Origin of the sequence: Kouleothrix sp. (assembly GCF_046328425.1) — a bacterium.
Lineage (GTDB): Bacteria > Chloroflexota > Chloroflexia > Chloroflexales > Roseiflexaceae > Kouleothrix.
The window spans coordinates 1-23,476 of record NZ_JAXLWP010000049.1; the positions used below are offsets into that span (position 1 = coordinate 1).

22 protein-coding genes and 1 pseudogene are annotated in these 23,476 nt (G+C 68.2%); 9 read left to right on the top strand and 14 right to left on the bottom strand.

The genetic code is table 11. The annotated features are described in order from the left end of the window. Window positions 1–1,388 (top strand): IS4 family transposase (locus tag U0177_RS28220; RefSeq protein WP_409574031.1); only part of this gene is annotated, 1,388 nt, incomplete at its 5' end. A 1,174-nt stretch (window positions 1,389–2,562) separates the two neighbouring features. Here the strand turns inward: U0177_RS28220 and U0177_RS28225 are convergent. Beyond that, the gene (locus U0177_RS28225; RefSeq protein WP_409574032.1) at window positions 2,563–3,237 is read right to left on the bottom strand and encodes a TIGR04283 family arsenosugar biosynthesis glycosyltransferase; all 675 of its coding nucleotides are present in this window, start codon (window positions 3,235–3,237) and stop codon (window positions 2,563–2,565) included. 233 nt (window positions 3,238–3,470) lie between these two features. Here U0177_RS28225 and U0177_RS28230 point away from each other — a divergent pair, with 233 nt between their 5' ends. Next, window positions 3,471–3,869: a DUF1801 domain-containing protein gene (locus U0177_RS28230; protein ID WP_409574033.1), complete on the top strand. Its 399-nt coding sequence runs from the start codon at window positions 3,471–3,473 to the stop codon at window positions 3,867–3,869. A 5-nt stretch (window positions 3,870–3,874) separates the two neighbouring features. Here U0177_RS28230 and U0177_RS28235 read toward each other — a convergent pair whose 3' ends face one another. Then, window positions 3,875–4,768, bottom strand: coding sequence for a hypothetical protein (locus tag U0177_RS28235; RefSeq protein WP_409574034.1), 894 nt, complete (start codon window positions 4,766–4,768; stop codon window positions 3,875–3,877). 318 nt (window positions 4,769–5,086) lie between these two features. On the opposite strand from U0177_RS28235, the gene U0177_RS28240 reads away from it, so the two are divergent. Continuing rightward, entirely contained in the window at window positions 5,087–5,872 is a 786-nt protein-coding gene (locus tag U0177_RS28240) for a hypothetical protein (protein WP_409574035.1), read from the top strand. 6 nt (window positions 5,873–5,878) lie between these two features. Beyond that, window positions 5,879–6,409, top strand: coding sequence for a GNAT family N-acetyltransferase (locus U0177_RS28245; RefSeq protein WP_409574036.1), 531 nt, complete (start codon window positions 5,879–5,881; stop codon window positions 6,407–6,409). Window positions 6,410–6,411: 2 nt separating this feature from the next. Here the strand turns inward: U0177_RS28245 and U0177_RS28250 are convergent, their stop codons facing one another. From U0177_RS28250 to U0177_RS28280, 7 genes are all read right to left on the bottom strand, one after another. Further along, window positions 6,412–6,696 carry a hypothetical protein gene (locus U0177_RS28250; RefSeq protein ID WP_409574037.1) on the bottom strand — a complete coding sequence of 95 codons (285 nt, stop codon included), beginning with the start codon at window positions 6,694–6,696 and terminating at the stop codon, window positions 6,412–6,414. Between the two features lie 18 nt (window positions 6,697–6,714). Continuing rightward, window positions 6,715–7,239: a glycine/sarcosine/betaine reductase selenoprotein B family protein gene (locus U0177_RS28255; RefSeq protein WP_409574038.1), complete on the bottom strand. Its 525-nt coding sequence runs from the start codon at window positions 7,237–7,239 to the stop codon at window positions 6,715–6,717. A 268-nt stretch (window positions 7,240–7,507) separates the two neighbouring features. Further along, window positions 7,508–8,188 (bottom strand): TIGR04282 family arsenosugar biosynthesis glycosyltransferase, encoded by a 681-nt coding sequence (locus U0177_RS28260; protein WP_409574039.1) that lies wholly within the window; start codon window positions 8,186–8,188, stop codon window positions 7,508–7,510. An 86-nt stretch (window positions 8,189–8,274) separates the two neighbouring features. Then, the gene (locus U0177_RS28265) at window positions 8,275–9,696 is read right to left on the bottom strand and encodes a dihydrolipoyl dehydrogenase family protein (protein ID WP_409574040.1); all 1,422 of its coding nucleotides are present in this window, start codon (window positions 9,694–9,696) and stop codon (window positions 8,275–8,277) included. 246 nt (window positions 9,697–9,942) lie between these two features. Further along, window positions 9,943–11,358 carry a radical SAM protein gene (locus U0177_RS28270; protein ID WP_409574041.1) on the bottom strand — a complete coding sequence of 472 codons (1,416 nt, stop codon included), beginning with the start codon at window positions 11,356–11,358 and terminating at the stop codon, window positions 9,943–9,945. A 102-nt stretch (window positions 11,359–11,460) separates the two neighbouring features. Next, on the bottom strand, window positions 11,461–12,492 hold the full coding sequence (locus U0177_RS28275) for a phosphotransferase family protein (protein ID WP_409574042.1): 1,032 nt from the start codon (window positions 12,490–12,492) through the stop codon (window positions 11,461–11,463). 42 nt (window positions 12,493–12,534) lie between these two features. Then, a complete protein-coding gene (locus U0177_RS28280; RefSeq protein WP_409574043.1) occupies window positions 12,535–14,670 on the bottom strand; it encodes a beta-galactosidase in 2,136 nt (711 codons plus the stop codon). 90 nt (window positions 14,671–14,760) lie between these two features. On the opposite strand from U0177_RS28280, the gene U0177_RS28285 reads away from it, so the two are divergent. After that, complete coding sequence (locus U0177_RS28285) at window positions 14,761–15,150, top strand: iron chaperone (protein ID WP_409574044.1); 390 nt, start codon at window positions 14,761–14,763, stop codon at window positions 15,148–15,150. A gap of 7 nt (window positions 15,151–15,157) precedes the next feature. On the opposite strand, the gene U0177_RS28290 is transcribed toward U0177_RS28285, so the two are convergent. The 5 genes from U0177_RS28290 to U0177_RS28310 form a co-directional block, all read right to left on the bottom strand. After that, window positions 15,158–16,195 (bottom strand): ABC transporter ATP-binding protein, encoded by a 1,038-nt coding sequence (locus U0177_RS28290; protein ID WP_409574045.1) that lies wholly within the window; start codon window positions 16,193–16,195, stop codon window positions 15,158–15,160. 387 nt (window positions 16,196–16,582) lie between these two features. Next, window positions 16,583–17,425, bottom strand: coding sequence for an ABC transporter permease (locus tag U0177_RS28295; protein WP_409574046.1), 843 nt, complete (start codon window positions 17,423–17,425; stop codon window positions 16,583–16,585). A gap of 23 nt (window positions 17,426–17,448) precedes the next feature. Next, window positions 17,449–18,309, bottom strand: coding sequence for an ABC transporter permease (locus U0177_RS28300; protein ID WP_409574047.1), 861 nt, complete (start codon window positions 18,307–18,309; stop codon window positions 17,449–17,451). Next, window positions 18,306–19,121: a class I SAM-dependent methyltransferase gene (locus U0177_RS28305; protein WP_409574048.1), complete on the bottom strand. Its 816-nt coding sequence runs from the start codon at window positions 19,119–19,121 to the stop codon at window positions 18,306–18,308. Before U0177_RS28305 ends, U0177_RS28300 begins: the two co-directional genes overlap by 4 nt. A 9-nt stretch (window positions 19,122–19,130) precedes the next feature. Continuing rightward, window positions 19,131–20,387, bottom strand: a complete 1,257-nt coding sequence (locus U0177_RS28310; RefSeq protein ID WP_409574049.1) for an ABC transporter substrate-binding protein — start codon at window positions 20,385–20,387, stop codon at window positions 19,131–19,133. Between the two features lie 324 nt (window positions 20,388–20,711). On the opposite strand from U0177_RS28310, the gene U0177_RS28315 reads away from it, so the two are divergent. From U0177_RS28315 to arsM, 4 genes and pseudogenes are all read left to right on the top strand, one after another. After that, entirely contained in the window at window positions 20,712–21,080 is a 369-nt protein-coding gene (locus U0177_RS28315) for an ArsR/SmtB family transcription factor (RefSeq protein ID WP_409574050.1), read from the top strand. 108 nt (window positions 21,081–21,188) lie between these two features. Beyond that, window positions 21,189–21,599, top strand: a pseudogene (arsN2, locus tag U0177_RS28320) (arsenic resistance N-acetyltransferase ArsN2); the annotation flags it as partial. A gap of 12 nt (window positions 21,600–21,611) precedes the next feature. Further along, on the top strand, window positions 21,612–22,124 hold the full coding sequence (locus tag U0177_RS28325; protein ID WP_409574058.1) for an arsinothricin resistance N-acetyltransferase ArsN1 family A: 513 nt from the start codon (window positions 21,612–21,614) through the stop codon (window positions 22,122–22,124). A 113-nt stretch (window positions 22,125–22,237) separates the two neighbouring features. After that, on the top strand, window positions 22,238–23,053 hold the full coding sequence (arsM, locus tag U0177_RS28330) for an arsenite methyltransferase (RefSeq protein WP_409574051.1): 816 nt from the start codon (window positions 22,238–22,240) through the stop codon (window positions 23,051–23,053). Window positions 23,054–23,476: the final 423 nt, after the last annotated feature.

Below are 23,476 nucleotides of genomic sequence, written 5' to 3' on the forward strand. Positions count from 1 at the left end.
TGGGTTATTCTCTCGTTATGCCAAGTCCAAAACACAACCGGCGCCCTCGCGCCACCTTCAATGCCGACCATCGCCGCCGCACCCACGTTCCTGCTCCCAGCGATGCCGAAATCGAACGCCGACTTGACGAGTTTGTCAAACCCGCCGTCTTCGCCGAGCTCGACTTCTACCGCCGGCTCGGTCTCCGCAACCGTATTCTCACCCTTCCCGTGATGGTTTCGCTTGTTCTGGCCTTGATCTGGCGCCGCATCCCCGGTGTCTGCGCGCTCCAGCGTACCCTCGCCCGCGAACGCATCTTCTGGGCCACTCCCCGTACCGTCTCTCAGTCCGCGCTCTCCGACCGCTTCTTGGACTTCCCTGCGGTGCTGTTCGAACAGGTGCTCTACCGCGTCCTCGCGCATCTTCCCGAACGCCTGCGGCGGCGTACCCGCCCGCTCCCCTCGTTGCTTGCCGGCGTCGCTGCGCGCTTCAGCGGCCTGTACGCCCTTGATGCGACCACGCTCGAACCGCTGTTCCGCAAACTTGCGGCGCTGCGCGACACGCCTGGCACGCACCTCGCCGGTCACGTCAGCGTTGCCGTCGAACTGCTCAGCCATCTGCCCGCCAAGCTCTGGTGGAACCCCGAACCGCACACCAATGAGAAAGCCCTAGCGCGACCGGTGCTCGATTGGTTGCCCACAGGCAGTGTGGTGGTGTTTGACCTGGGCTACTTTGCGTATTGGCTCTTTGATGCGCTGAGCGCACAGGAGAGCTTCTTTGTCACGCGCTTGCGCGAGCAAGCGAGTTATTCGGTCAGAACGATGCTGTGCAATCGCGCGAAGGTGCGTGACCAGATCATTCAGCTGGGGCGCTACAAAGAGCCGTGTACCCACCCGATGCGCCTGATCGAGGTCGAGGTGAATGGGCGCTGGCAGCGCTATCTGACGAATGTATTGGACCCGAAGCGGTTGAGTATCGTGGAGGTAGTGGCGCTCTACGATGCGCGCTGGAAGAGAGAAACGAGCTTTTTGCTGATCAAGCGGCTGCTGGATCTGTCGTATGTGTGGGTGGGTAGCCAGAATGGGATCTGGTTGCAGGTGGTGGCGACGTTCTTGATGTATGCACTCCTGCTGGATTTGTGTGATGATGTTGCGCAAGCACTGGGAGTGCAGCTGGAAGCGATCTCGGTGGAGATGGTGTATCGGGGGTTGTATCACTACGTGGTGGCAGTGGCACAGGGTGAGTACCAAGGAGACGCGCCCAGCTATTTAGCGCGTGAGGCGAAGGGATTAGGTATCCTGAAACGCGAGCGTCCATCGAGGCGCCCGAGTGCGACTGAGCAAATCCGCCTGGCGTTGGTCGGTCCACCGCTCCCTAATGCCAATGTGACAGAAGCGCGAAAACGTTAACCGATGACAAATACCGCATAGGCCCCGTGCCCCTTTGTTCGTGATTGCTTCGGGGCCTATGCGGCCCCGCGCCCCGCAGCAGGGGGCTGCCGCCAGCCCCCTGCACCCCGCCGCTGGGGCGCTGCCCCAGACCCCATAATGCATGCCGCCGCAAATGCGATGCCGGTGGCGCATGCCTCGTGGCGCAGAATGACGTATCGGTTTGCCCTGAGGTGTGCCTTGTGGCACGGAACAATCTGTTGGTTTGCCCTTGAGGCATGAGCCTCTGACGCTGACGCTGGCACAGCCTTTCCCGTAGGGCGCGCATCGTGCGCGCCTCGTGCTTGCCTTTCCAATGGCTTTCGGGGGCTACGCGCCCCCGCTCCCCGCTTGCTCGAGACTGCTTCGGGGCCTGTGCGTCCCCGCGCCCCGCTTGCTCGTGACTACTTCGGGGCCTGTGCGGCCCCGCGCCCCGCAGCAGGGGGCTGGCGGCAGCCCCCCATGCGCATTAAGCTTACGCCACACAGCTATCGGTAGGATTTCGCGCCCCGCGCCCCGTAATGAATGCTATCGCTCTCGCTGCGCCTGTGGCTATGCCTCGTGGCACTGAATGACATACGGGTTTACCCCTTGGTATAGGCGTACGGCGTTGCCGCTGGCACAGCCTCCTCCCGTAGGGCGCGCATCGTGCGCGCCTCGTGCTTGCCTCCACCACGGCTTTCAAGGACTTCGCGCCCCCGTGCCCATAATGAATGCTATCGCTCGCTGCGCCCGTGGCGCATGCCTCGTGGCACTGAATGACATACGGGTTTACCCTTGAGGCATGAGCGTACGGCGTTGATGCTGGCACGGCATCTCCCGTAGGGCGCGCATCGTGCGCGCCTCGTGCTTGCCTTTCCAAAGGCTTTCGGGGGCTACGCGCCCCCGGCCCCGCGGCAGGAGGCCGCCGCCGGCCTCCTGCACCTCCGCGCTGGGACTTCGCGCCCCCGTGCCCATAATGAATGCTATCGCTCTCGCTGCGCCGGTGGCGCATGCCTCGTGGCGCGGATGCGGGTGGTGGTTTGCCCTGAGGCATGAGCGTACGGCGTTGATGCTGGCACGGCCTTCTTTAACGGTGGCGGCGCGCACGATGCGCGCCCTACTTTGGCCAAAACGCTCAAACGCTCACTCGCTCTCCGCTCTCCGCTCTATCGCTCTACCGCACGTCGGGGTACATGCGCTTCAATCGGGTATCGGAGACGCCGAGCGCGTACAGCAGGCGGATGCGCCAGCACAGCAGCAGCACATTGACGAGGCCGCAGGCGCGGTGGCGCCGCGCCGACGTAACCACTGGCGTATCGATCAGGCGCACCCGGCCGCGCCGCCGCAGCGTGTCGCTCAGCTCAACATCCTCCATGATCTCGAGACGCGGATAGCCGCCAACCTGCCAGAACACGTCGCGCCGCACGAAGATGCACTGGTCGCCGGTGTACGAGCCGGCGTGCGAGCGGCGCGTGGTGTCGCGGCCCATGCGCTCGTACATCCAGCCCGGCTCGTCGAAGCGGATCGCGAACGCCCCGCCGAGCACCTGCGGGTCGGCCATGGCCGCGCGCACCATTGCGAGCGCGCCGGGCGGCATGAGCGTGTCGGCGTGCTGAAACAGCAGCACCTCGCCGCGCGCCAGCATCGCGCCCGCGTTCATCTGCAGCGCCCGGCCGCGCCGCGCGCTCACCACCGGCGCGTAGGGCCGCGCCAGCTCGGGCGTGCCGTCGATGCTGCCGCCGTCGACCACAATCAGCTCGGCGTCGCCAACCACCTGGCGCGTGGCCGCCAGCGTCTGCGCGACGATCAGGCGCTCGTTCAGCACCGGCATGATGATCGAGATGTCCATGGCTTCCTCATGCTATAATCGCTGCGTGCCAGTCGCACGCTCTCGGCCACACAACAACCAAATGATATCAATTTCGCTTGATGACGTACACTTGCGCCTGCGCTACCACGGCTACAACCGCAACGCCGCCACCAAGCGCGCGGCCGAGCCGCATACGCTTATGCACGGCTTCGGAAAGCCGAACAGCGCAACTGCGCAAATCCTACAAATATAGCAGCAGAAAGCACAGACCCATGCCCAGATCTTCGCGCGAGGCCCCAACGCCCGAGCAATTCCTATCCGGCTTTCCGCCCGAGATCGCCGCGCTGAGCAATCACCTGCGCGGGCTGATCAGGCGGGCCGTGCCCGACCCGATCGAGGCGGTGTACCCCGGCTGGAAGCTCATCGGCTACCGCGTGCGCGACGGCGCGCGCGACCGCTACTTCGGCTACATCGCGCCGCTCGCCGGCCACGTGTCGCTCGGGTTTGAGTATGGCGTGCTGCTGCGCGACCCGCGCGGCCTGCTCGGCGGCAGCGGCAGGCAGGTGCGCGCGGCGACTCTGCGCCCCGGCGACACGCCCGACGACGATGCGCTGGTCGAGCTGATCGCCGAGGCGGCGCACGTGGCGGCCACGCTCAAGCGCCGCGCGTAGCCTGGCTAACCCGGCAGCTCGCGCGCCAGCCGAGCCAGCTCGTCGCGCGGCAGCCGCCCGCCAACGATCCAGCACTCGCTGGCGCTGACGGGCAGCGCCAGCCGCCGCCAGTACGCCTGCTCGGCGCCGAGCCACTGCGGCGCGCCGCCCAGCGCCGCCAGCAGCGCGGCCGGCGCCAGCCTCGGCTGCGGGTCGATCAGGCGCCAGCCGCAGCGATGCCAGGCGCACAGCGGGTCGCCTGCGGCGTCCTTGGCGCACAGCATGCGCCCGAAGCGCCACAGCGCGGCGCCGGCCGGCAGCGAGAGCGGCCGCGGGTCGCCCGGCGCGAGCGGCAGGTATGGCGGCAGGGCGTGCGGCTCAATCGCCAGCGGCGCGAGCTCGTCGATCGCCACGCGCACGCCGTGGGTGTCGGCCACGAGCAGCGGGCGCGGGCCGCGCGCCGCCACGTCGGCGTTCATGCGCTCGGCGCGCGCCAGCAGCTCGGCCAGCGGCGGCACGCCCAGCGCCGCGCGCTCCGCGTCGGTGGTGCGCGGGTCGTAGGGCCACACCCGCGCCCGGCCGCCGTCGTCGACGCTGTTGGTGCCATACTTCTGCGGCAGGCCCTGGCGCATCAGCCAGCGGTCGTGGCTGGCCGCCACCATGTAGGGCGCGCGCGGGTGGCCCATATCGGCGGCGGTGCGCGCCAGCAGGTGCGCCATGGCCCAGTGCTCGAGCCGCTCGCCGTGCTGAAACAGAAACGTGGCGTGCAGAAAGTCGTCGGCGTCGCGCACCGCGCCGGCGCCCAGCAGGGCTGCGGCGCGCGCGCGGCGCGCCTGGCTGGCCAGCAGGGCTTCTTCGCCGGCAAACGTGCGCGCGTCGGCGATATCTTCTTCGTATAATGCGCGTAGCTCGTCGTTCATACTGTATTGACTCTCGGGTAAGATACCCTATAATAATCCAAGACCTGTGCGCTTTGTTTCGCCACCCAAGCCGGCTGTGCGAGGCGGGAGCGAATTGCTATGCATAAGCAGGCCACAGCAACCCCCGACACCATCGATGGCTCGGCCGCGAAAGTATCACCCCATCAGGTGTCGCCGGCAATCGCCGGCGCACGATCGCGCGCTATTCACACCGCTGGGTCACGGCTCCAGCCACACGATATTCTGCACCTTCAGCGCACTGTTGGCAACCACTATGTTCAACGCCTGCTGGCCACGAGGTCTTCGCAGCAGGCTGGTGTGATTCAGCGCTTTGTGCCGCAGAATCTCGGCGGGGCGCTCGATCATCAGGCCTACCAGCGGCGCCATGCACACGGCGACTTCGGGATAGCGAACAAAGGCTGGATCGAGCTGAATATTCCCGCCGGCGTCGCGATCCCGAATATCGCGCTGCTGAACGGTATTGCCGGGGTGTACCTGCCGCCGGCCTTGCAGCAGGGCAGCAATAGTATTCACGCCACCAGCACCGGCCCAAACGGCTCCCACGCCGAGGAAGTGCTGGTCCAGGCCGCGCAGGCGCTGGGCGTTAACTTCGCGCTGGCGCCCAACGCCCCCGGCGGTATCTCGGTTGTGCGCATGTACACCGAGCGCGCGCCCTGCTCGCCCAACGAAAACATCGGCAAACTACGCGCAACTCGCGGAACCGGCGGCTGCTGGGGCGATCTCCAGGCCCGCCTCCATCCTGCCGTAGTGGTGTCGTACTCGGTGCCAAACACCGATCACGAGCATGGCGATCTGCTGCTTGCCGTCAAAATCCGTAGCTTGAAACAGTGGGCGACCCAGCAGATTGAGGCTGCGTACACGGCTACGTCCGCCCGGCTGCTTGCCCGTGTCAATAGCCACGCTATCGCTGTATCGGCAGGTGGGCAGCTGCTCACACATATACAACAGCTGCGCGACGACTACGTACGCTACTTTCGCCAAATCCAGCCGGTGCAATTCGACGGCGCATACCACATGATCGTCCTCGAAGTGCAAGACTTTGTGCGAAACGGAACCCAGGCGATCAACCAGAGTGTGCTTTGAGCTACTATGAGTAGATTGAAGCCAGCCCCAGTGCTCGAAACCGCACGCCTCAGGCTGCGCCAGCACCAGCCCGCCAACCACGCCGCGCTGCACGCAATCCTCTCCGACCCCGTCACAATGCAGTTCTGGCCCGCGCCGTTCACGCCCGAGCAGACGCAGGGCTGGATCGAGCGCCAAGTCGCCAGCTACGCCGCGCGCGGCTACGGCCGCTGGGCGGTCGAGCGCGCGGCCGACGGCGCGCTGATCGGCGATGTCGGCCTGGCGCTCGCGCAGGTCAACGGCCGCGACGAGATCGACCTCGGCTATATCATCCACCACCCGTTTTGGCGCCAGGGCTACGCGCTCGAGGCCGCGCGCGCCGCGCTCGAGTTCGCCCGCGCCCAGCCCGGCATCACGCGCGTTGTCGCCAACATGGCCCACGACCATCACGGCTCGCGGCGCGTAGCCGAGCGCCTGGGCATGCGCTACGAGGGCGAGTTCGCCAACGCGCGCAATCGCGGCATTCGCACGCTGCTATTCGCGATCGAGCTCGGCTAGCCCTACGGCATCCGCCAGTCGGTCGGGTCGGCGAAGCGCTGGCGCCGCCAGCCCCAGCCGGGCGCGAGGATCGTGCCGGGGTCGTTGATCGCGTACAGCGCGCGCAGGGCATAGTGGATCGTGCTGAGCTGCTGCGCGCGGTTGCTAGGCTCGCCCAGCGGGTGGCCGAACGGCCACCTCAGGTGCACCGCGCGCGGCGGGCGCACCCGCTCGGCGATCTCCCTCAGGCCAATCAGGCAGACGGTTGGGATGCCGGCGGCCTCAATCACACGGGCGATCAGTCCCACGGACTGGTTGCAGATCCCTCAGGCCGGCGTCAGCAGCACCGCGTCGATCCGATCCTGCTTGAGCTTGCCGGCCACCTGCGGCGCGCTCTGCCGCAGCAGCGTGTCGACGTGCGGCGGCTCGATGTGGCCCATGAAGCTGTAGCAGGTGCCCAGCCCGGCGATATGGCCGGCCGCCGCCAGCTCGCCGAACAGCCCGATCGGCAGCAGGATGTTCAGGTCGCGCTCGGCGTCGGCGTGGTCGTAGTAGTCATGCGTGATCGTCAGCTGCTCGCGCGGCGTGGCCGGGTCGATCGCGCGGAAGCTCGCGTCGCCGCGCGGGTCGGCCATGTCGAACGGCGGCTGCGCGCGCGCGTGCACGCCGCCGGTAGTCACCAGCGCCAGGCGGCAGTCGCGCAGCGGCTTGCGCATAGGCGCGAACGGCACCGTATCAAACGCGAGCGCGTCGAAGCCGCGGCCCCAGCGCCGCGCCAGCGCCGGAACGCGCGTGTACAGCCGGCCGATCAGGTGGTAGATCCGCTGACGCAGCTTGTCGCCGTCGGGCATCGCATAAACCTGCTAGAGCCTGTCTGAAACGGGGAAGTGCGAGGGGCTATGCCCTCGCGCACCCCCTAATATCAAATCCGTTTGATTACTTGTGTTTTTGTGCTGGGCAAGCACATGCCGCACCATCACCAAGATTTCTGCGGGGGCGGCTTCGCCGCCGCACCCCACCGTGCAGGGTGTATTTGCCCAACACTGAAAAATTTCGGGGGCGGCGAAGCCGCCGAACCCCACCATAATCCAAGCGATTAGCCGGATTTGGTATAACCTACTACCCTTCTCGCTTTCCAACACCCTGGCCCAGGGCCTGCAGAAAGGCGCGGGTGTGCGGCGCGACCTCGGGCGGGGCCGCGCGCAGGCACTCGGCCAGGCGCGCCAGCTCAGCGGCGGTGTCGACATCATACCACTGCGGCAGCAGCTCGGCGCGCAGCCCCAGCGCGCGCGCCAGCGCCAGCGTATCGGCCAGCACCGTGGGCGTGCTCATAGGCACCTCGCGCAGCAGCCGCGGCTGGCGCGCGCGCAGCCCGATCAGGTAGTAGCCGCCGTCGTCGGAAGGCCCCAGCACCACGTCGGCGCCGCTTTCCAGCCGCCCGAACGCCTCGCCAACATACGCCGCCGGCAGGTCGGGGCTGTCGCTGCCGACGATCACCACGCCGGCGTCGCCCGCGAGCACCTCGGCGAACGCATTGTCCATGCGCTCGCCGAGCGCCGCGCCGCGCTGCGGCCACGCGGCCATGCCGGGCGCGAGCGCGGCGAAGAACGCCGGGCGCGACTCGGGGGTATGCGCGATCGCGGCGCGCGCCCCGGCCACGCGGCTCGCGCTGGCCAGTGTGTCGGCCAGAAAGCAGGCGTACAGCCGCGCGGCCGTGTCGCCATCGAGCGGCGGGCACAGGCGCGTCTTTGTGCGGCCGGCCACCGGCTCGCGCGCAAATACGATCAGAGTACGATCCATTGCTTGTATCGCTTGCGCAGCTGCATTGTTCGGCTCCCGCGATCAGGCACTTTTGCCTGCGGCAGCACGGTACTCATTCTCACAGGCTAGCCGCGCAGCGAGAGCACCGGCCGGATGATCTTGCGCGCGCTTTTGATCGACTCCGACTCGAGGTAGGCCTCGAACGCCGCCTGCTGCAGGCCGGTGGTATATGTCGGGTAGGCGTGCGTGGTGCTGAAGATCGCGTCGAGGCCAAGCTTATACTTCATCGCCAGCGCGATCTCGGCCAGCAGCTCGCCGCCGCGCGCGCCGACAATATGCGCGCCGAGGATGTCGTCGTTCTTGGCGCCCAGCACCAGCTTGATAAAGCCGTGCGTCTCGGCCTCGGCCTGCGCGCGGTCGATCTCGCTGTAGGGGAAGCGGATCACCCGCACCGCGCCTTTCTGCATGGCCTCCTCCTCGGTCAGGCCGATCCGCGCGGCCTCGGGGTCGGTGAACGTGACCCACGGTAGCACGTCGTAGGCCACCTTTTTCTTGCCAACCGGCACCAGGATGTTGCGCACGGCCACGCCGGCGTGGTAGGCCGCCACGTGGCTGAACAGGTAGCCGCCGATCACGTCGCCGATCGCGCTGATATTGCTGGTGGCGGTCTGCAGGTAGTCGTCGACTTTGATGCCCTTGGCGTCGTACTTGACGCCGGCGGCCTCGAGGTTCAGGCCCTCGGCGTTGGGCGAGCGGCCCAGCGCGATCAGGATCTCGTCGCCGCGGATCTCGATCTCGCCGTCGCCCTGCTTCGCCACAACCACCTTCTGGTCGCCGTCGCGGCGCACCCGCTGCATGCGCGCGCCAGTGATGATGCTGATGCCGTCGCGCTCGAGCGACTGCGCCACCGCCTGGGCCACCTCGGGGTCCTCGCGCGGCAGCACCCGGTCGGCGCCCTGCACGATCGTCACCTGCGCGCCCAGCCGCGCGAACGCCTGCGCCAGCTCGACGCCGATCGGCCCGCCGCCGACCACCGTCAGCGTCTTCGGCAGGCGCATCAGGTCGAAGGCCTGCTCGTTGCTGAGAAAGCCGGCCTCGGCCAGGCCCTCGACGCGCGGCACCACCGGGCGCGAGCCGGTGGCGACAATAAACGACTGGCTGGAGAGCGGCACACCGTTCAGCGTAAACTCGTGCGCCGAGCGAAACTCGAACGCGCCGAGCCGCACATCCACGCCCTCGGTGTAGGTCGTCTCGGCCTGCGCGGCGCGCTCGATCACGCCCTGCACGTAGGCGGTCACCTTGGCCATGTCGGGCGTCAGCTCGGCCGCCGCGAGGCCAAGCTGGGCGGCGTGGCGCGCCTGCTGCACCACCTTGGCCACGTGGATCAGCGATTTGCTCGGCACGCAGCCGTAGTGCAGGCAGTCGCCGCCGAGCCGCTCTTTGTCGATCAGCGCGACGCGCGCGCCCAGCGACTGCGCCAGCCGCGCCGCCGTCAGCCCGCCCGACCCGCCGCCGATGATCGTGATGTCGTAGGTGTAGCGCGCCATGCGTTTCTCCTCACTTGCGTCGTTCTACATCATCCAGGGGTGCCCGAGGCCAGGCTTTTTGCCTGCGGCAGCAAGATACTCGTTGACAGAAAGGGCACGGTCGTTTGCGGTATGGGCTTGCTCTGCCTGCGGCAGCTGTGCTCAGATTGCGGCGCTTTGCGCCGCAATCTGAGTACCATACATGAACAGTGCCGCTCTGCCGAAGGCTGAACATGCCAGCTGCGTACGTCCCAGCTTCGCCCGCGCCTACGCGCCGTGTACCGGCGGCACAAACGCGCTCTCGGGCACGGCCTGCTCACGCGTCAGGTTGTTCATGGCGCAGAAGCTGACGATGCCGCGCGGCGAGACATTGTGGTAGCAGCAGCGCTCGACGCGCTCGATATCGAAGTCGCTCTCGTCCATGAACGGCTTGATGTAGATCGTCGTCTGCTTCGCGCCCTTCTTGCCGCGCAGCCAGCCGAGCGGGTCGTCGCCCACCAGCGGCGCGAGCTTGCGCAGCAGGTGCGGCTTCTTCATCACCGTTTTGATCATATAAGGCAGGCACTCGGTCAGGCCCACCGTCAGGCCGCGCACGAACACCACCGGATCCTCGCCCTGGAGGTCGAGGAAATCTTCGATCGTGAAATCCTTGAGCGCGTGCTCCCAGCGGCCGCCACGGTAGGCCACGCGGCCGTAGGCGTTGCACAGCGGCGATCCGCTACCGACCGGCCAGAAGCCCGACGGGTCGAGGCCGACCTGCTCGCGCATCAGCTCGAACATATCGGGCAGGCGCAGCTTGCGCGGCGCCTCCAGGTCGAAGCGGCCGCCGAACGGCGTGGCGCACTGGAAGTTCACCGCCACGATATTGGCGCGGCTGCGCGCGATCACCTCCATGGTCGGGCCGACCTGGTTGTCGTTCAGGCCGGGCATGATCGACACCGCCAGCACCACCGGCATGCCGGCGTCGGCCAGGTGCTCGAGCGCCCGCTCGCGCACCCACCACAGCCGCTCGCCGCGCAGCTGCTCGATATGGTCGTCGTCGGTGCTGTCGAACTGCAGGTACAGCGAGGTCACGCCCCACTCGCGCAGCTGCCGGGCGTAGCTGGGGTCTTTGGCGATGCGAATGCCGTTGCTGATCACCTCGACATGGCCGCAGCCGGCGTCGTAGCACATCTTAACGATCTGGCCCAGGTCTTTGCGCACGGTCGGCTCGCCGCCGCTGAGCTGAAACGAGATGCCCTTGCCCTCGAGCGCGATCACCTCGTCGATCCGCGCCTGCAGCTCGGCCAGGCTGTAGTGGCGTCCGGCCGGGCTGCTGCCGGCGAAGCACATCGGGCAGGTCAGGTTGCACTTCTCGGTGATCTCGAGCATCACCAGGCTGGCGCGGTCGCGCATCAGAAATGGGTCGGTGCGGATGGGCGCCTGGCGCTGCTTCTCGGGCCAGCGCTGCTTGATCTGCTCGTCGAGCGCGAAGATGCGAGTGTAGAACTCGGCGTATGGCCCGAGGTCGGTGGCGAAGCGGCCGTGCGCCGCGCACTCGCGCGTGAAGTGCGCGCGGCCGTCGCCGTCGGCGACGTAGGCCGCCGCGATCTGCGTGCGGCACACCGGGCAAATGCTGGCGGTCTCTTTCAGCACGCGCCCAGCGCGCGCGATCGATGGGGCGAACAGCGCAATCTCGGCCATACGGCTCCTCCTCGCTTCAACGGTATGTTCCAGGCGTGCAGGGCACAAATAGGCTACAGGCTCCCAGCAAACTATGCGAAACTGCGCGGCTGCTTGGATGGCTCACGCGCCCAGCCACTCGCCGAACAGTGCGCGCAGGTACGCCGGCCGCAAGTACTCTTCGATCTTCGCCAGCGTGTCGCGGTTGTCGATCGCGCGGCCGGGGCCGGTATACTCGACCCACGCGCCCGCGCACCAGCCGATCGCGCGCAGCAGGATGAATGGCCAGCGCGCGCGCAGCCGCGCTCGCAGCTCGGCCGCGTCGGCATCCGCGCGCGCGGCGCAGTAGGCCGCCAGAAACAGCTCGCGCTCGGCGTCGCCGAATGTGTAGCCGCACTTCCACTGAGTAGTGGTCGGAAGCAGGAAGTGCGCCAGGTCGTACGTCGGGTCGTCGACCAGCGGGCGCTCCCAGTCCACCAGCGTGCAGCTGTTGGTGGGCGGCGGGCCTACGACAAAGTTGTGCGCCTGCACGTCGGTGTGCACCAGCGCGAACGGCGCGGGAAACCTGCCCGCGTCGCGCTCGGCCGACTCGGCGGCGCGCGCGAGCAGCCTCTCGAAGAGTATACGCACGTCGGCCGGCGCGCGATTGCATGCCAGAAACGGCGCAAGCCACGCGCGCGCCTCGGCCAGGTCGTCGTGCAGCGCGCGGCGGCGGATGAACGGGCCGCTGGCGGCCGGCACGCCATGCAGCCGCGCCAGCGTGGCTGCCGCCGCGCGGATGTGCGCGGGGTTGGCGTAGTCGAGCGGGCCACCTGGCACGAACTCCATCGCCAGCAGGCCGTAGGGCAGCGCAGCCAGCGTGTCGTCGAGGTAGTGCAGCCGCGGCGCGACGCCGTGCGGCCCCAGCAGGCGCAGCGCGGCGGCCTCGTAGGCGATCTGCTCGCCGGGCGATTTGCCGATCTGCGAGCCAACGTTCAGGCGCAGCACCAGCGCCACCCGGCGGGCCGGCACGTCGAGGCGGTAGTTGATGTTGTACTCGCCCTGCGCCAGAAACGCCAGCCGGCGCTCGTCGCCCGGCGCGAGGCCCAGCGCGTCGCGCACCGCCGGGCGCGCCACATATGCCGCCAGTGCCGGCAGCAGCTCGGTTGCGAGCATCGAACCTCCTGATAGCGCGCGGCCGCTCCCGCGCAGGCGCCCTCACCCGAGCAGCACGGCCGCGCCGTCCCACCCGGCGATCTCGATCGCGAAGCCGCCCGGCTCGCGCCCCAGCCCGCCGCCGTGCAGCAGCGCGGCGGCGGGCGCTCCGCCGCCCGGCAGCCGCACCCGCGCCAGCGCCGGCGCCGGGCCATTGTTTGTGATGATCACCAGGCGCTGCGCGCCGGCCAGCAGCAGGTGCGCGTCGAGCGCGCCGGGCGCGTCGATCAGCTCGATCGGGCGGGCGATTCCCGATCGCTCGGCCAGCGCCAGCAGCAGCGCCGCCGCGCCCGCGTCCTCAAGCGCCGCCGCGTCGAGGTGCGTGCCGACGTAGAAGGTTTGCCCGGCGCCCAGGCTGTGGCGCACAATCGCGCCGTCGCCAGCGGCGAAGCGGGCGATCAGCTCGCCGCCAGCGGCCTCGAGCGGCTGGCGATGCCAGTAGCCGCCGGCCGCAGGCAGCGCGCCGCCCACGCCCACCAGCTGCAATGCTTCCGACTCGGCCCGCTCGACCTCGCCGGCGCGCACGCCAAACAGCTCGTCGAGGCCGGCCCCGGGCTGGTCGGGCCAGCTCCAGCCGCCGCCGTCGACCCAGGCGCACTTGGCGAAGGCGATCAGCGTGCCGCCGCGCTCGACAAACCGCCGCAGCGCGTAGGCCGTCGCCTGGTCGATCAGCAAAGCGCAGGCCAGCACCAGCACCTTGTAGGGCAGATCGGCCGCTCCGGCCAGCGCCGCGCTGTCGGCAAACTCGGCCGGGTAGCCGGCGCGCCAGAACGTGGCGTACGCGCCGCGCAGGCAGCGCGCCAGCAAATCGCCGGCGCCCATGCCGTGCAGCAGCAGCTCGTTGCGCGTGTCGGCGTAGATCGCCACCTGGGCGCGCGGCGGCGCGGCGGCCGCGAACAGTGCGGCGTGCTGGTTTACCATGTGGTTGATCGCCTGGGCCGCGCGGTAGCGCCCGGTCGGGCGGCCGCGCATATCGGCGAGCGCGCCCCAGTGGATGGGGATGCACGGCCACTCGCGGTAGCCCTGGTACAGAATGGCCTTCGCGCCATGCGCCAGCGCCTCGAGGTTGTAGCGCGTGATATCGCGCGGCGTGGTGGCGTAGTCGGGGCCAAGCGCCCAGCCGTTGATTGGCCCGCTCTCCAGCTCGGGCAGCCAGAACTCGCGGCCGGCGTGGATGGCGGTGCTGCGCCCGAAGTCGAGAAACATCGAGATATACTCGGGCGCCTCGTGCAGGTGCGGCCTGCCGCCGGCCACGCGCACAATCCCAGGGTACAGGTCGTAGCCGATCGCGTCGGCCTGGGCGGCCATGCGCCAGGCGTCGAGCGCCATCTCGGGCTCGCTGCCCGACAGCGCGAAGATATTGGTCATGGTCGGGTGCGCGTGGTCGTGCTGGCGAATGATCGCGTGCTGCCAGGCCACAAACGCGGCCATGTTCTCGTTCAGGAACGTGCGCCAGTCGAGCCAGGCCGTCACCACGCCCCACTCCTGCGGCATCGAGCGCGGCGGCCGCAGCTGCGCCCAGTCGCTGTACTGGTGGTGGGTGCAATCCCAGCGCCAGGCCACATTCAGCGCGTCGAGCGTGCCGTATTTCGCGCGCAGCCACTCGCGGAAGGCGGCGGCGGTGTGCGGGTTGTAGTCGTACAGGCGTGGCCGCGCCTCGCCGCGCCGGGCGATGAACGGGTAGCCCGGCTCGTTGTCGATCTGCCAGGCCCACAGCGCGGGGTGGTCTTTGTAGCGCGCCAGCAGCAGCTCGAGGTAGCGCCGCACCTCGGCGCGGTAGCCGGGGTGGTTGCGGCAGGCCCAGCCCCACACCGTGCCGGTGGGGAACGGCTGGCCCTCGCGGTCGACGATCTGCGCGTCGGGATAGAGGTCGAGCAGCCAGATCGGTGGGTTGGGCGAGCCGGTGCCGAGCAGGATGCGCATGCCGTGGTGCTGCGCGGCGGCGAACAGCGCGTCGAGCCAGCGCCAATCGGGCGCGCCGCGCACCTTCTCGATGTAGTCCCAGCTGGCGAGCAGCTCGGCCGAGCGGATGCATGTCATGCCTGCGGCGGCCATATTCGCCACGTCGGCCGGCCAATCGGCCTCGTCGTGGTGCGGCGGGTAGTAGCTCGCGCCGAGCGGAAAGAAACCTTCGGCCAAATCGCAATCCTCTTCCACGCGCAGCGCTTGACCGCGCCGCGCCGTCGGCTATACTACAGGCAACGCGAGCATGTTGAAGCGAGGGCAACCATGGAGCACAGCGGCTTTGGCTCGATCGACGAATATATTGCCGGCTTCCCGCCGGACATCCAGGCGCTGCTCGAGGCGGTGCGCGCCACCATTCGCGCCGCCGCGCCCGAGGCCCAGGAAAAGATCAGCTACCAGATGCCAACCTTCTTTCTGGCGGGCAACCTGGTGCACTTCGCCGCGCTCAAGCACCATATCGGCTTCTACCCCACACCCAGCGGCATCGAGGCCTTTAAGAGCGAGACATCGCTGTACAAGAGCACCAAAGGCGCGCTGCAGTTCCCGCTCGGCCAGCCGCTGCCGCTCGACCTGATCGACCGGATCGTGCGCTTCCGCGTGGCCGAGAACCTGGGCCGCGCCGCCGCCAAAGCGCGCGCGCCGCGCGCCCGCTAGCCGCGCCTCACTCCGCCGGCAGCACCCACAGCCGCTCCTTCGGCAGCGTCAGCTCGACGCTATCGCCGGGCGCGCGCGGGCAGTGCGGGTCGGCCAGCACCTGCAGCTCGACGCCGCCCGACCGCACCAAGTAGCGCGTCTGCGCGCCGAGGTAGATCGACTGGGTGATCGTGCCGCGCAGGGTGTTGGCGCTCGCGCCGGCGAAACGGATCGCCTCGGGGCGGATCGTCAGCACGCCAGGGCCATCGGGCGCGGTCACGCCATTCAGCTCGAGCGCGCCGGCCGGGCAGTGAAACCGCCCGGCGTGCTTATGCCCGGCGATAAAGTTCAGCCCGCCGAAGAAGCGCGCGATCGGCAGGCTGGCGGGGCGCTCGTAGAAGCCGCGCGGCGTATCGTACTGCTGAAGCCGGCCGCCAAACAGCAGCGCGATCCGGTCGGCCAGCATCACCGCCTCCTCCTGGTCGTGCGTCACGAACACCGTAGTGATCTTCAGCTCGCGCTGCAGGCGCACGATCAGCTCGCGCATCTCGACGCGCAGCCCGGCGTCGAGCTGGCTGAGCGGCTCGTCGAGCAGCAGCACGCGCGGCTCGATCACCAGGCCGCGCGCCAGCGCCACGCGCTGCTCTTGGCCGCCCGAGAGCTGCTGCGGCCGGCGGGACTCGAGGCCGGGTAGCCGCACCAGGTCGAGCATGTCGCGCACGCGCCGCTCGATCGCCGCCGGCCGCTCGCCGCGCATGCGCAGGCCAAAGGCCACATTCTCGCCGACGCTCATGTACGGGAACAGCAGCGGCTTCTGGAACACCATCGCCACGCCGCGCCGCTCGGGCGGCACGCCCAGCACCGAGCGGCCGTCGAAGCGCACGTCGCCGCTGCTCGGGCTCAGCAGCCCGGCGATCAGCTTCAGCGTGGTAGTTTTGCCGCAGCCCGACGGCCCCAGCAGCGCCACAAGCTCGCCCGGCTGTATGGCAAGCGAGAGGCCGTGCAGCGCGTGCGCGGCGGTGTTCGGGTAGAGCTTGGTGAGCGCGTCGATCTCGACTAATGTCATAGATGAGTCTCAGAGGCTGACTAATACCAAATTCGCTTGATTACTGACACTTTGGTGGGGGTTTGGGGGCGGCTTCGCCGCCCAAATTTCGTATTGTGTTGCACGACGTGGCTTCGCCACGTCGTCACACTCTATACGTGTAGGACTTACGCAGTTGGCGCGCTCAGCCTTCGGCAGAGCGGTACTCTCTTCGTGTATTGTATGCGGTTTTTCCGCGCGGAGCGCGGAAAAACCGCATACAGAAGATGGAGGAGTACCATGCTGCCGCAGGCTCAATCTCGTCGCTTGGGGAAGCCGAACAGCGCAAGTGCGTAACTCCTAAAGTGATCAAACGGAGTTGGTATGAAAAGCCTGGGATGTAGCTACCCACGCCAACAAACAGCGGCTTCACAGCTTGCCGAAACCGCTCACCGCCGCCGGCTCGCCGCCGAGGTAGCGCGACGTGAAGAACAGCAGCAGCACGGCCGGCGCCACGAACACCAGGCACAGCGCCGCCGTGATCGCATTGTCGCCGCTGCCGGCAAACGCGAACAGCAGCAGCGGCAGCGTAATCACCGCCCCGCCGCCAATCAGCAGCGTCAGCACATACTGGCTCCACGAGATCAGAAACGCGAACAGCGCGCCGACCACCACGCCCGGCCAGATCGCCGGCAGCGTGACGAGCCGGAAGGCGCGCCAGGGCGTAGCCCCAAGCACGCGCGCCTGGTCTTCGAACTGCGTGTCGTAGTTCGCGAACACGCTGGCCATCACCAGCGTCATGTACGGCACCGTCGGGATCAGGTGCACCAGCGCCACGCCGGCGAACGTCTCCGACAGGCCGTAGCGAATAAACAGCACGTGGATGCCCAGCACCACCGCAAGGCCGGGCACAATCACCGGCGCGAGGATCAGGAACTCGACCAGGCGCTTGCCGCGAAACTGGTACAGCCCGAGCGCGCGCCCGGCCGGCAGGCCGATCAGCGCAGCCAGCAGCGTCACCACCACGCCGAGCGCCAGGCTATTCGCAAGCGCCAGGCCAACCTGCGACTCGGGCGCGGCGATGTAGCGCCACGGCCGCAAGCTCCACTCGGCCGGCAGCAGGCTCGGGAAGGCCCAGCGGAACGCGAACGACCACAGCAGCAGCGGCAGCAGCGGCAGCAGCACCGCCAGCGCCATCAGGCCCAGCGCCAGCCAGCGCCAAGGGTGCGCCGCGCCGCGCGCCCGGTACACGGTTGTGATTTCCGCAGCCATACATCACCCAATCAGCGTCGCCCTCACCCACGCGGCACAGCGCGGCGCCCCAGCCGCATGTACAGCAGCGCCAGCGCCGCCACCACCGCCGCGATGATCACGCCCATGGCCATAGTCTCGGGGCGCGCGCGCAGGTCGACATCGGCATAGCTCCGGTAGGCCAGCACCGGCAGCGTCTGCGGAAAGGCGACGCCCAGGAAGAACGGCACCTCGAACGCGCCAAACGCAAACGCGAACACGATCACCGACGACGACAGGATGCCCGGCAGCAGCAGCGGCAGCAGCACATAGCGGAAGCGCTGCCAGCGGCCGGCGCCCAGCGAGCGCGCCAGGTTCTCGTAGTCGTCGCCGAGCGCCTGCAGCACCGACAGCAGCACCACGCCAATGAACGGCGTTTCTTTCCACACATACTCGGCGATAATCCCCAGCCCCCACGGGTCGAACACCAGTACCGGGAACTGGCCGGGGTCGTCGATCAGGCCGAGCAGCGCGGCCAGCCGCGCCAGCAGGCCGCTCTGCGAAAGCACCTGCGCCAGCGCGATCGCGCCGACAAGGTGCGGGATCGGCAGGTTCAGCTGGAAGATAAAGGTCATCGCGCGGCGCCCGGCGAAGCTCTGCCGCAGCAGCAGCGCCAGCCCCAGCGCCAGCGCGGTGGCCAGCAGCGTCGATACAAGCGCCACGTGCAGCGTCAGCAGCAGCGAGCGCAGAAACGAGCGCGAGCTCAGCACGGCAGCGTAGGCGCGCAGGCTCGGCTCGCGCTCGCCGATCAGCGGCAGGTAGCCGAGCGACTGGAGCAGGCCGAGCAGCAGGCCGCCCATGAACAGCAGCCCGATCACCGCCAGCGCCGGCGCCAGCATCAGCCAGATCCGCAGATCGCGCCTCACGTGTGGCTGGCCTTGCGCAGCACAAAGCGCACGTACTCAACCGCGCCGCTGCGGAAGTTCTCGTACAGCGGCGAGCCCCGCACCGCCGCGAACAGCCCGAGCTGCTTGTGCAGGAAGCGCGGCGCGTAGCGGCGGATCAGCGCCAGCTTGCGCTCGTCGTCGGCGTCGAGCGCCGCTAGCACGCCCGGCGTGAGCCGCTCCTCCTCCACCACGTCGAAGCGCGCGACCAGCTGGCCGCGCAGCCGCGCCAGCCCCGCGCGCGGCCGGTGGTCGGTGAACAGAAAGTGGCCCCCAGGCCGCAGCACGCGCGCCACCTCGGCCACGAACTGCTCCATCGAGCCGTAGCAGTGCGACGACTCGACGTTCAGCGCGACGTCGAACGAGCCGCTGGGCAGCGGCAGCGCCTCGGCGTCGCCCTGGCGGAACGATAGCCCCGGCACGTGGTGGTACGCGCGGCAGAACGCCACCGCGTTCTCGGCGATGTCGATGCCGGTCAGGCTGCGCGGCCGCAGGTAGCGCATCACAAACGACGAGCCGCCGCCGCGCCCGCAGCCGATCTCGAGCACGTCTTTGCCGGCCAGGTCGAGCGCGCCGGCGACGCGGGCGTACAGCTGGATGCACAGGCGGCGCGGCTCGTCGGCCGGGTCGAGCGCCAGCGCCGCCGCGCCAGCGCGCCCGTCGCTATAGCCGTAGTTCATGAACAGCATGTGCGCGTCTTTATCGGCCTTGGCGAGGTACTGGTACCAGCGCTTGTTCAGAAAGCGCTTGACCTGCGGCACCTCGTAGGCTGCGTCGAACAGGCGTGAGAGCATGCGTTCACCTTACTTCTCGAGCACCTCGGCGCGCCAGTCCTTCTCGATCCGCGTCAGCCAGGTCGACTGCAGCTCGGCGATCTTGTGCTTCGCCAGCGTCTCGCCGTCGAGCGTGGCCGGGTCGCGCGCGATGCCGTTGAGCTGCGCCAGCGCGTCCTGTGGCAGCAGGCTCGGCGTCAGCGGCGTGCTCCAGCCCATCACCTCGGGGCGCGCGGCCTCGTACTGCGCCTCGGGCGAGAGCAGGAAGTTGGCGGCGACCATCGCGGCGGCCTTGTTTGGCGAGTTGTACGGGATGGCCAGGTAGTTGGTGTTGCCGATCGTGCCGGCGTCGAACACCCAGGTGCGCGTGGTTTTGGGAAAGTGGCCCTTGGCGATCTCATTGGCGGCGTGGGCCGGGCCATAGCTCATCGAGATCCACACCTCGCCGTTGGCGAACAGGTCGTAGAGCTTGGTGCTGCTCTCGGGGTAGGTTTTGCCCTCGCGCCACAGGCACGGCTCAGCGCTGTTCAGCATCTTCCAGGCTTTGCCGGCCACCTCGGCGTACTTCCCTTCGTCGAACGCGCCCAGCAGCCTGGTATAGTCGCCTGCCGCCGCGTAGAACACGTGGCGCACAAACACGCTGCCGGTGAAGTCGGGCGGCGCGGGGTAGCTGAACTTGCCGGGGTTGGCGCAGGCCCACTGCAGCAGCGCCTCGACCGACTTGGGCGGGTCGGGCACCTTTGCGCTGTCGTACTCCATCACAAACTGTGCCGCGCCCCACGGCGACTCGTCGTACTCAACCGGGTAGCCGAAGTCGTTGGCGACCGCCGGGTTGCGCCAATCGACGAACCTCTGGCTCGGCAGCACGTCGGCCCAGTTGCGGAACAGCGCCTGGCCCTCTTTCATGGTGCGGAAGTTCTCACCGTTGATCCAGATCAGGTCAACCGCGCCGCCCGCGTCTTTGCCGGCCTGCTTCTCGCCCAGCACCTTGTTCACCGCCTCGGCGGTGTCCTTCAGCGGCACCTGCTTCAGCGTGATGCCGTAGCGTTCCTTCAGGTGCTGCGCGACGAAGCCGTTCACATAGGTGTTGATCGCGTCGTCGCCACCCCACATGTACCAGTTCACCGTGCCGCCCTTCGCCGCCGCAGCGATCTGGTCGAAGCTCATCGCGCGAAAGCTGCTCTCGAACGAGCCGCCCCCCGGCGCTGTGCCAGCGCCCTGCGGCGCGCCGCAGGCGCCGAGCGCCGCCGCCAGCATCACCAGCACAACCAACGCAAGCCGACGCATGCATCCTCCTTGGGCAATTGTGGATACTGGTATAGTATGCGATGAGCGCTGGTGTGTTGGATGTCGATTATCGTGGCCAACAAATATATTGACAAGCTTCGATATATTTGCTATGCTAGCGCAAGCGATTGTCGCTCGTGTTCATTCGGCAGAGTGGTACCTGTTTCAGCAGAAAAACGCACACACAAAATGGCTGAGTACCATGCTGCCGCAGGCAACCGATTGCGGGAGCCGGACAAGGCAACTGCGTAAGTCCTATCCCTTTTGCTCTGCCCTGGCCGGCGAAGCCGGGCAGAACAGAGCAAAAAGAATAAGAAACCTGATATGACCAGCGAAACCATTGAAGCAGAAGAGCGGCGGCGCGGCGCGCGCTGCTGCGAGCCGGCCAGCAGCGGCGTCCTCGGTACCGCCGAGGCCCAGCAGCTCAGCGACGACCTGGGCATCCTCGCGCACCCCATCCGCCTGCAGATCCTCGACATGCTCACGCGCCACGCCGGCCGGGTGTGCGTCTGCGATCTCGAGGCCGCGCTGCCGGTGAAACAGCCGACGGTATCGCACCACCTGAAGCTGCTGCGCGCGGCGCGCCTGGTCGACTGCGAGCGGCGCGGGCTGTGGGCCTACTATTTCGTCAACCAGGGCGCGGTGGCCGAGCTGTGCGCGCGCGTCCGGGCGCATCTGCACGCGCTGGCGTGAGCGCGCACCGATAGCTCAGCGCGCCAGCTACGTGGATCTTACCAATATCGCATAGCCACAAAGGCGGAACACGCAAGCAATGTGTGGCTTCATGAGCCCGGGGGAACCATGCCAATCGCGATCGAGCCGGCAGCGCCCGGCGACTTTGCGGCGGTTGAGGCGCTGCTCGTGTCGAGCGGCCTGCCGCTCGACGGGCTGCGCGAGCACTTCGGCCAGGCGCTCGTCGCGCGGCTCGACGGCCGGGTGATCGGCAGTGCGGCGCTTGAGCGCTACGGCCAAGCGGCGCTGCTGCGCTCGGTGGCGGTGGCCTCGGGGCTACGCGGCCTGCGGCTGGGCGAGCGGCTGGTGCGCGCCGCGCTGGGCGTGGCGCGGCAGCAGGGTATGGGCGAAGTGTACCTGCTTACCACCACCGCCGACGCATTCTTCCCGCGCTTCGGCTTTCAGCCGGTGGAGCGCGAGGCGGTGAACCCGGCGGTGCGCGCGTCGGTTGAGTTTACCCTGGCCTGCCCCAGCAGCGCGCGCGCGCTGCGGCTGGCGCCCGTGCCGGCGCTGGCGGTCAGCACGCGCCACGCCACCACAGCCGACGCCGCCGCGATCGCGGAGATCTACAACCAGGGCATCGCCGACCGCGTCGGCACGTTCGAGACGCGCGAGCGCGACAAGGCCGACATACTGGCGTGGTTCGATGGCCAGCACCCGATCGTGGTGGCCGAAGACGACACCGGCGTCGTGGCGTTTGCGTCGACTTCGGCCTACCGCGCGCGCGAGTGCTACGCCGGCATCGCCGAGTTCTCGGTGTACGTGGCCCGCGCCGCGCGCGGCCAGGGCGTCGGGCGCGTAGCCATGCTTGCGCTGATCGACGCGGCCGCGGCGGCCGGCTTCTGGAAGCTGCTCTCGCGCGTGTTCGTCGAAAACTCCGGCAGCCGCGCGCTGCTGCGCTCGCTGGGCTTCCGCGAGGTCGGCGTGTACGAGAAGCACGGCCGGCTCGACGGCGCCTGGCGCGACGTGGTGATCGTCGAGCGCCTGATCGAGGCTAATCTCTAGCATCGGCCCGCGCTTGAATCTGGCTGTTTTGGACGCACCTGGCCGGCGTATCCAAAACTAATTTTTTGCCCCTTATATCGAAGATCGTCAATCTAAACAGAAAGGCACAGACCATGAGCAACTCGATGGCGACCCCCGACGAGATCAAGGCTGGCGTGCGCGCGCACTACGGCAGCGCCATCCAGGGCAGCTGCTGCGGCCCCAGCGACAGCATGGAGCTACGGCTGTACGGCGCCGAGGCGCTGGCCGCGCTGCCGCCCGACCTGAACACCACGTCGTTTGGCTGCGGCAACCCGATCGCGATCGCCAACCTCGCAGAGGGCGAAGTGGTGCTCGACCTCGGGTCGGGCGGCGGGCTCGACGTGATGCTGGCGGCGCGGCGCGTCGGGCCGGCCGGCTATGTCTACGGCCTCGACATGACCGACGAGATGCTGGCGGTGGCGCGGCGCAATGCCGAAAAAGCCGGCGCCGCGAATGTCGAGTTTATCAAGGGCGACATCGAACATATCCCGCTGCCCGACGCCGCAGTCAACACGATTATCTCGAACTGCGTGATCAACCTTTCGCCCGACAAAGGCCAGGTGCTGCACGAGGCATTCCGCGTGCTGCGCCCCGGCGGGCGGCTGGCGGTTTCCGATATTGTGATCGACGGCGACCTGGCTGGCCTGCCGGTGAGCGAGCAGCAGATCCGCGATGGCCTCAGCTGGGCCGGCTGCATCGCCGGCGCGCTGACGGTTGCACAGTACCAGCAGCTGCTCGCCGAGGCCGGCTTCGAGCGGGTGGCGATCGACGTCACGCATCGCTACACCCCCAACGACTTCCTGGCCGACCCGCCGGAAGAGCTGGCGGCGCTGCCGGCCGATGTGGCGGCCGATCTGGTCGGGCGCTTCACCAGCAGCAGCATCACCGCCTACAAGCCGGCCGAGTAGCGCCGCATTGCTCCTGAGCCGCTGGCGGCACGGTTTTTGACATAGCTGCAGCCATCGGAGGTAGATTGCCGTGGCGAAGCTCAGGAGAAGGACATGAACGACCCGTATACCGTGGGAGCAATCATTATTGTGGGCGTCGGCATCATCACCGCGCTCGGCGGCCTGTGGGCCAGGAGGCAGGTCGGCCGGCCCTGAGATGCTGCTCTGTCGCAAGTCAGCCGCCCCGCCACGTACATGCCGGGGCGGTTTGTTGTACTTAGGGCTTACGCAGTCGGCGTACTCATACCAACTTCGCTTGATGACGTACACTTTGGTGGGGGTTTGGGGGCGGCTTCGCCGCCCCTTCTTTTGTGCTGCACGACGTGGCTTCGCCACGTCGTACAGCTCAATCTATAGGTGATCAAGCGAACAGCGTACTCAGCC

Bases quoted from the DNA above. Each gene is read 5' to 3' on its own strand.
- U0177_RS28230 (WP_409574033.1), top strand. From the start codon at position 3,471: ATGCCCAGATCTTCGCGCGAGGCCCCAACGCCCGAGCAATTCCTATCC.
- U0177_RS28315 (WP_409574050.1), top strand. From the start codon at position 20,712: ATGACCAGCGAAACCATTGAAGCAGAAGAGCGGCGGCGCGGCGCGCGC.
- U0177_RS28310 (WP_409574049.1), bottom strand. From the start codon at position 20,387: ATGCGTCGGCTTGCGTTGGTTGTGCTGGTGATGCTGGCGGCGGCGCTC.
- arsM (WP_409574051.1), top strand. From the start codon at position 22,238: ATGAGCAACTCGATGGCGACCCCCGACGAGATCAAGGCTGGCGTGCGC.
- U0177_RS28265 (WP_409574040.1), bottom strand. From the start codon at position 9,696: ATGGCGCGCTACACCTACGACATCACGATCATCGGCGGCGGGTCGGGC.
- U0177_RS28225 (WP_409574032.1), bottom strand. From the start codon at position 3,237: ATGGACATCTCGATCATCATGCCGGTGCTGAACGAGCGCCTGATCGTC.
- U0177_RS28235 (WP_409574034.1), bottom strand. From the start codon at position 4,768: ATGAACGACGAGCTACGCGCATTATACGAAGAAGATATCGCCGACGCG.
- U0177_RS28255 (WP_409574038.1), bottom strand. From the start codon at position 7,239: ATGCCCGACGGCGACAAGCTGCGTCAGCGGATCTACCACCTGATCGGC.
- U0177_RS28245 (WP_409574036.1), top strand. From the start codon at position 5,879: ATGAGTAGATTGAAGCCAGCCCCAGTGCTCGAAACCGCACGCCTCAGG.
- U0177_RS28295 (WP_409574046.1), bottom strand. From the start codon at position 17,425: ATGGCTGCGGAAATCACAACCGTGTACCGGGCGCGCGGCGCGGCGCAC.
- U0177_RS28305 (WP_409574048.1), bottom strand. From the start codon at position 19,121: ATGCTCTCACGCCTGTTCGACGCAGCCTACGAGGTGCCGCAGGTCAAG.
- U0177_RS28260 (WP_409574039.1), bottom strand. From the start codon at position 8,188: ATGGATCGTACTCTGATCGTATTTGCGCGCGAGCCGGTGGCCGGCCGC.
- U0177_RS28275 (WP_409574042.1), bottom strand. From the start codon at position 12,492: ATGCTCGCAACCGAGCTGCTGCCGGCACTGGCGGCATATGTGGCGCGC.
- U0177_RS28290 (WP_409574045.1), bottom strand. From the start codon at position 16,195: ATGACATTAGTCGAGATCGACGCGCTCACCAAGCTCTACCCGAACACC.
- U0177_RS28270 (WP_409574041.1), bottom strand. From the start codon at position 11,358: ATGGCCGAGATTGCGCTGTTCGCCCCATCGATCGCGCGCGCTGGGCGC.
- U0177_RS28285 (WP_409574044.1), top strand. From the start codon at position 14,761: ATGGAGCACAGCGGCTTTGGCTCGATCGACGAATATATTGCCGGCTTC.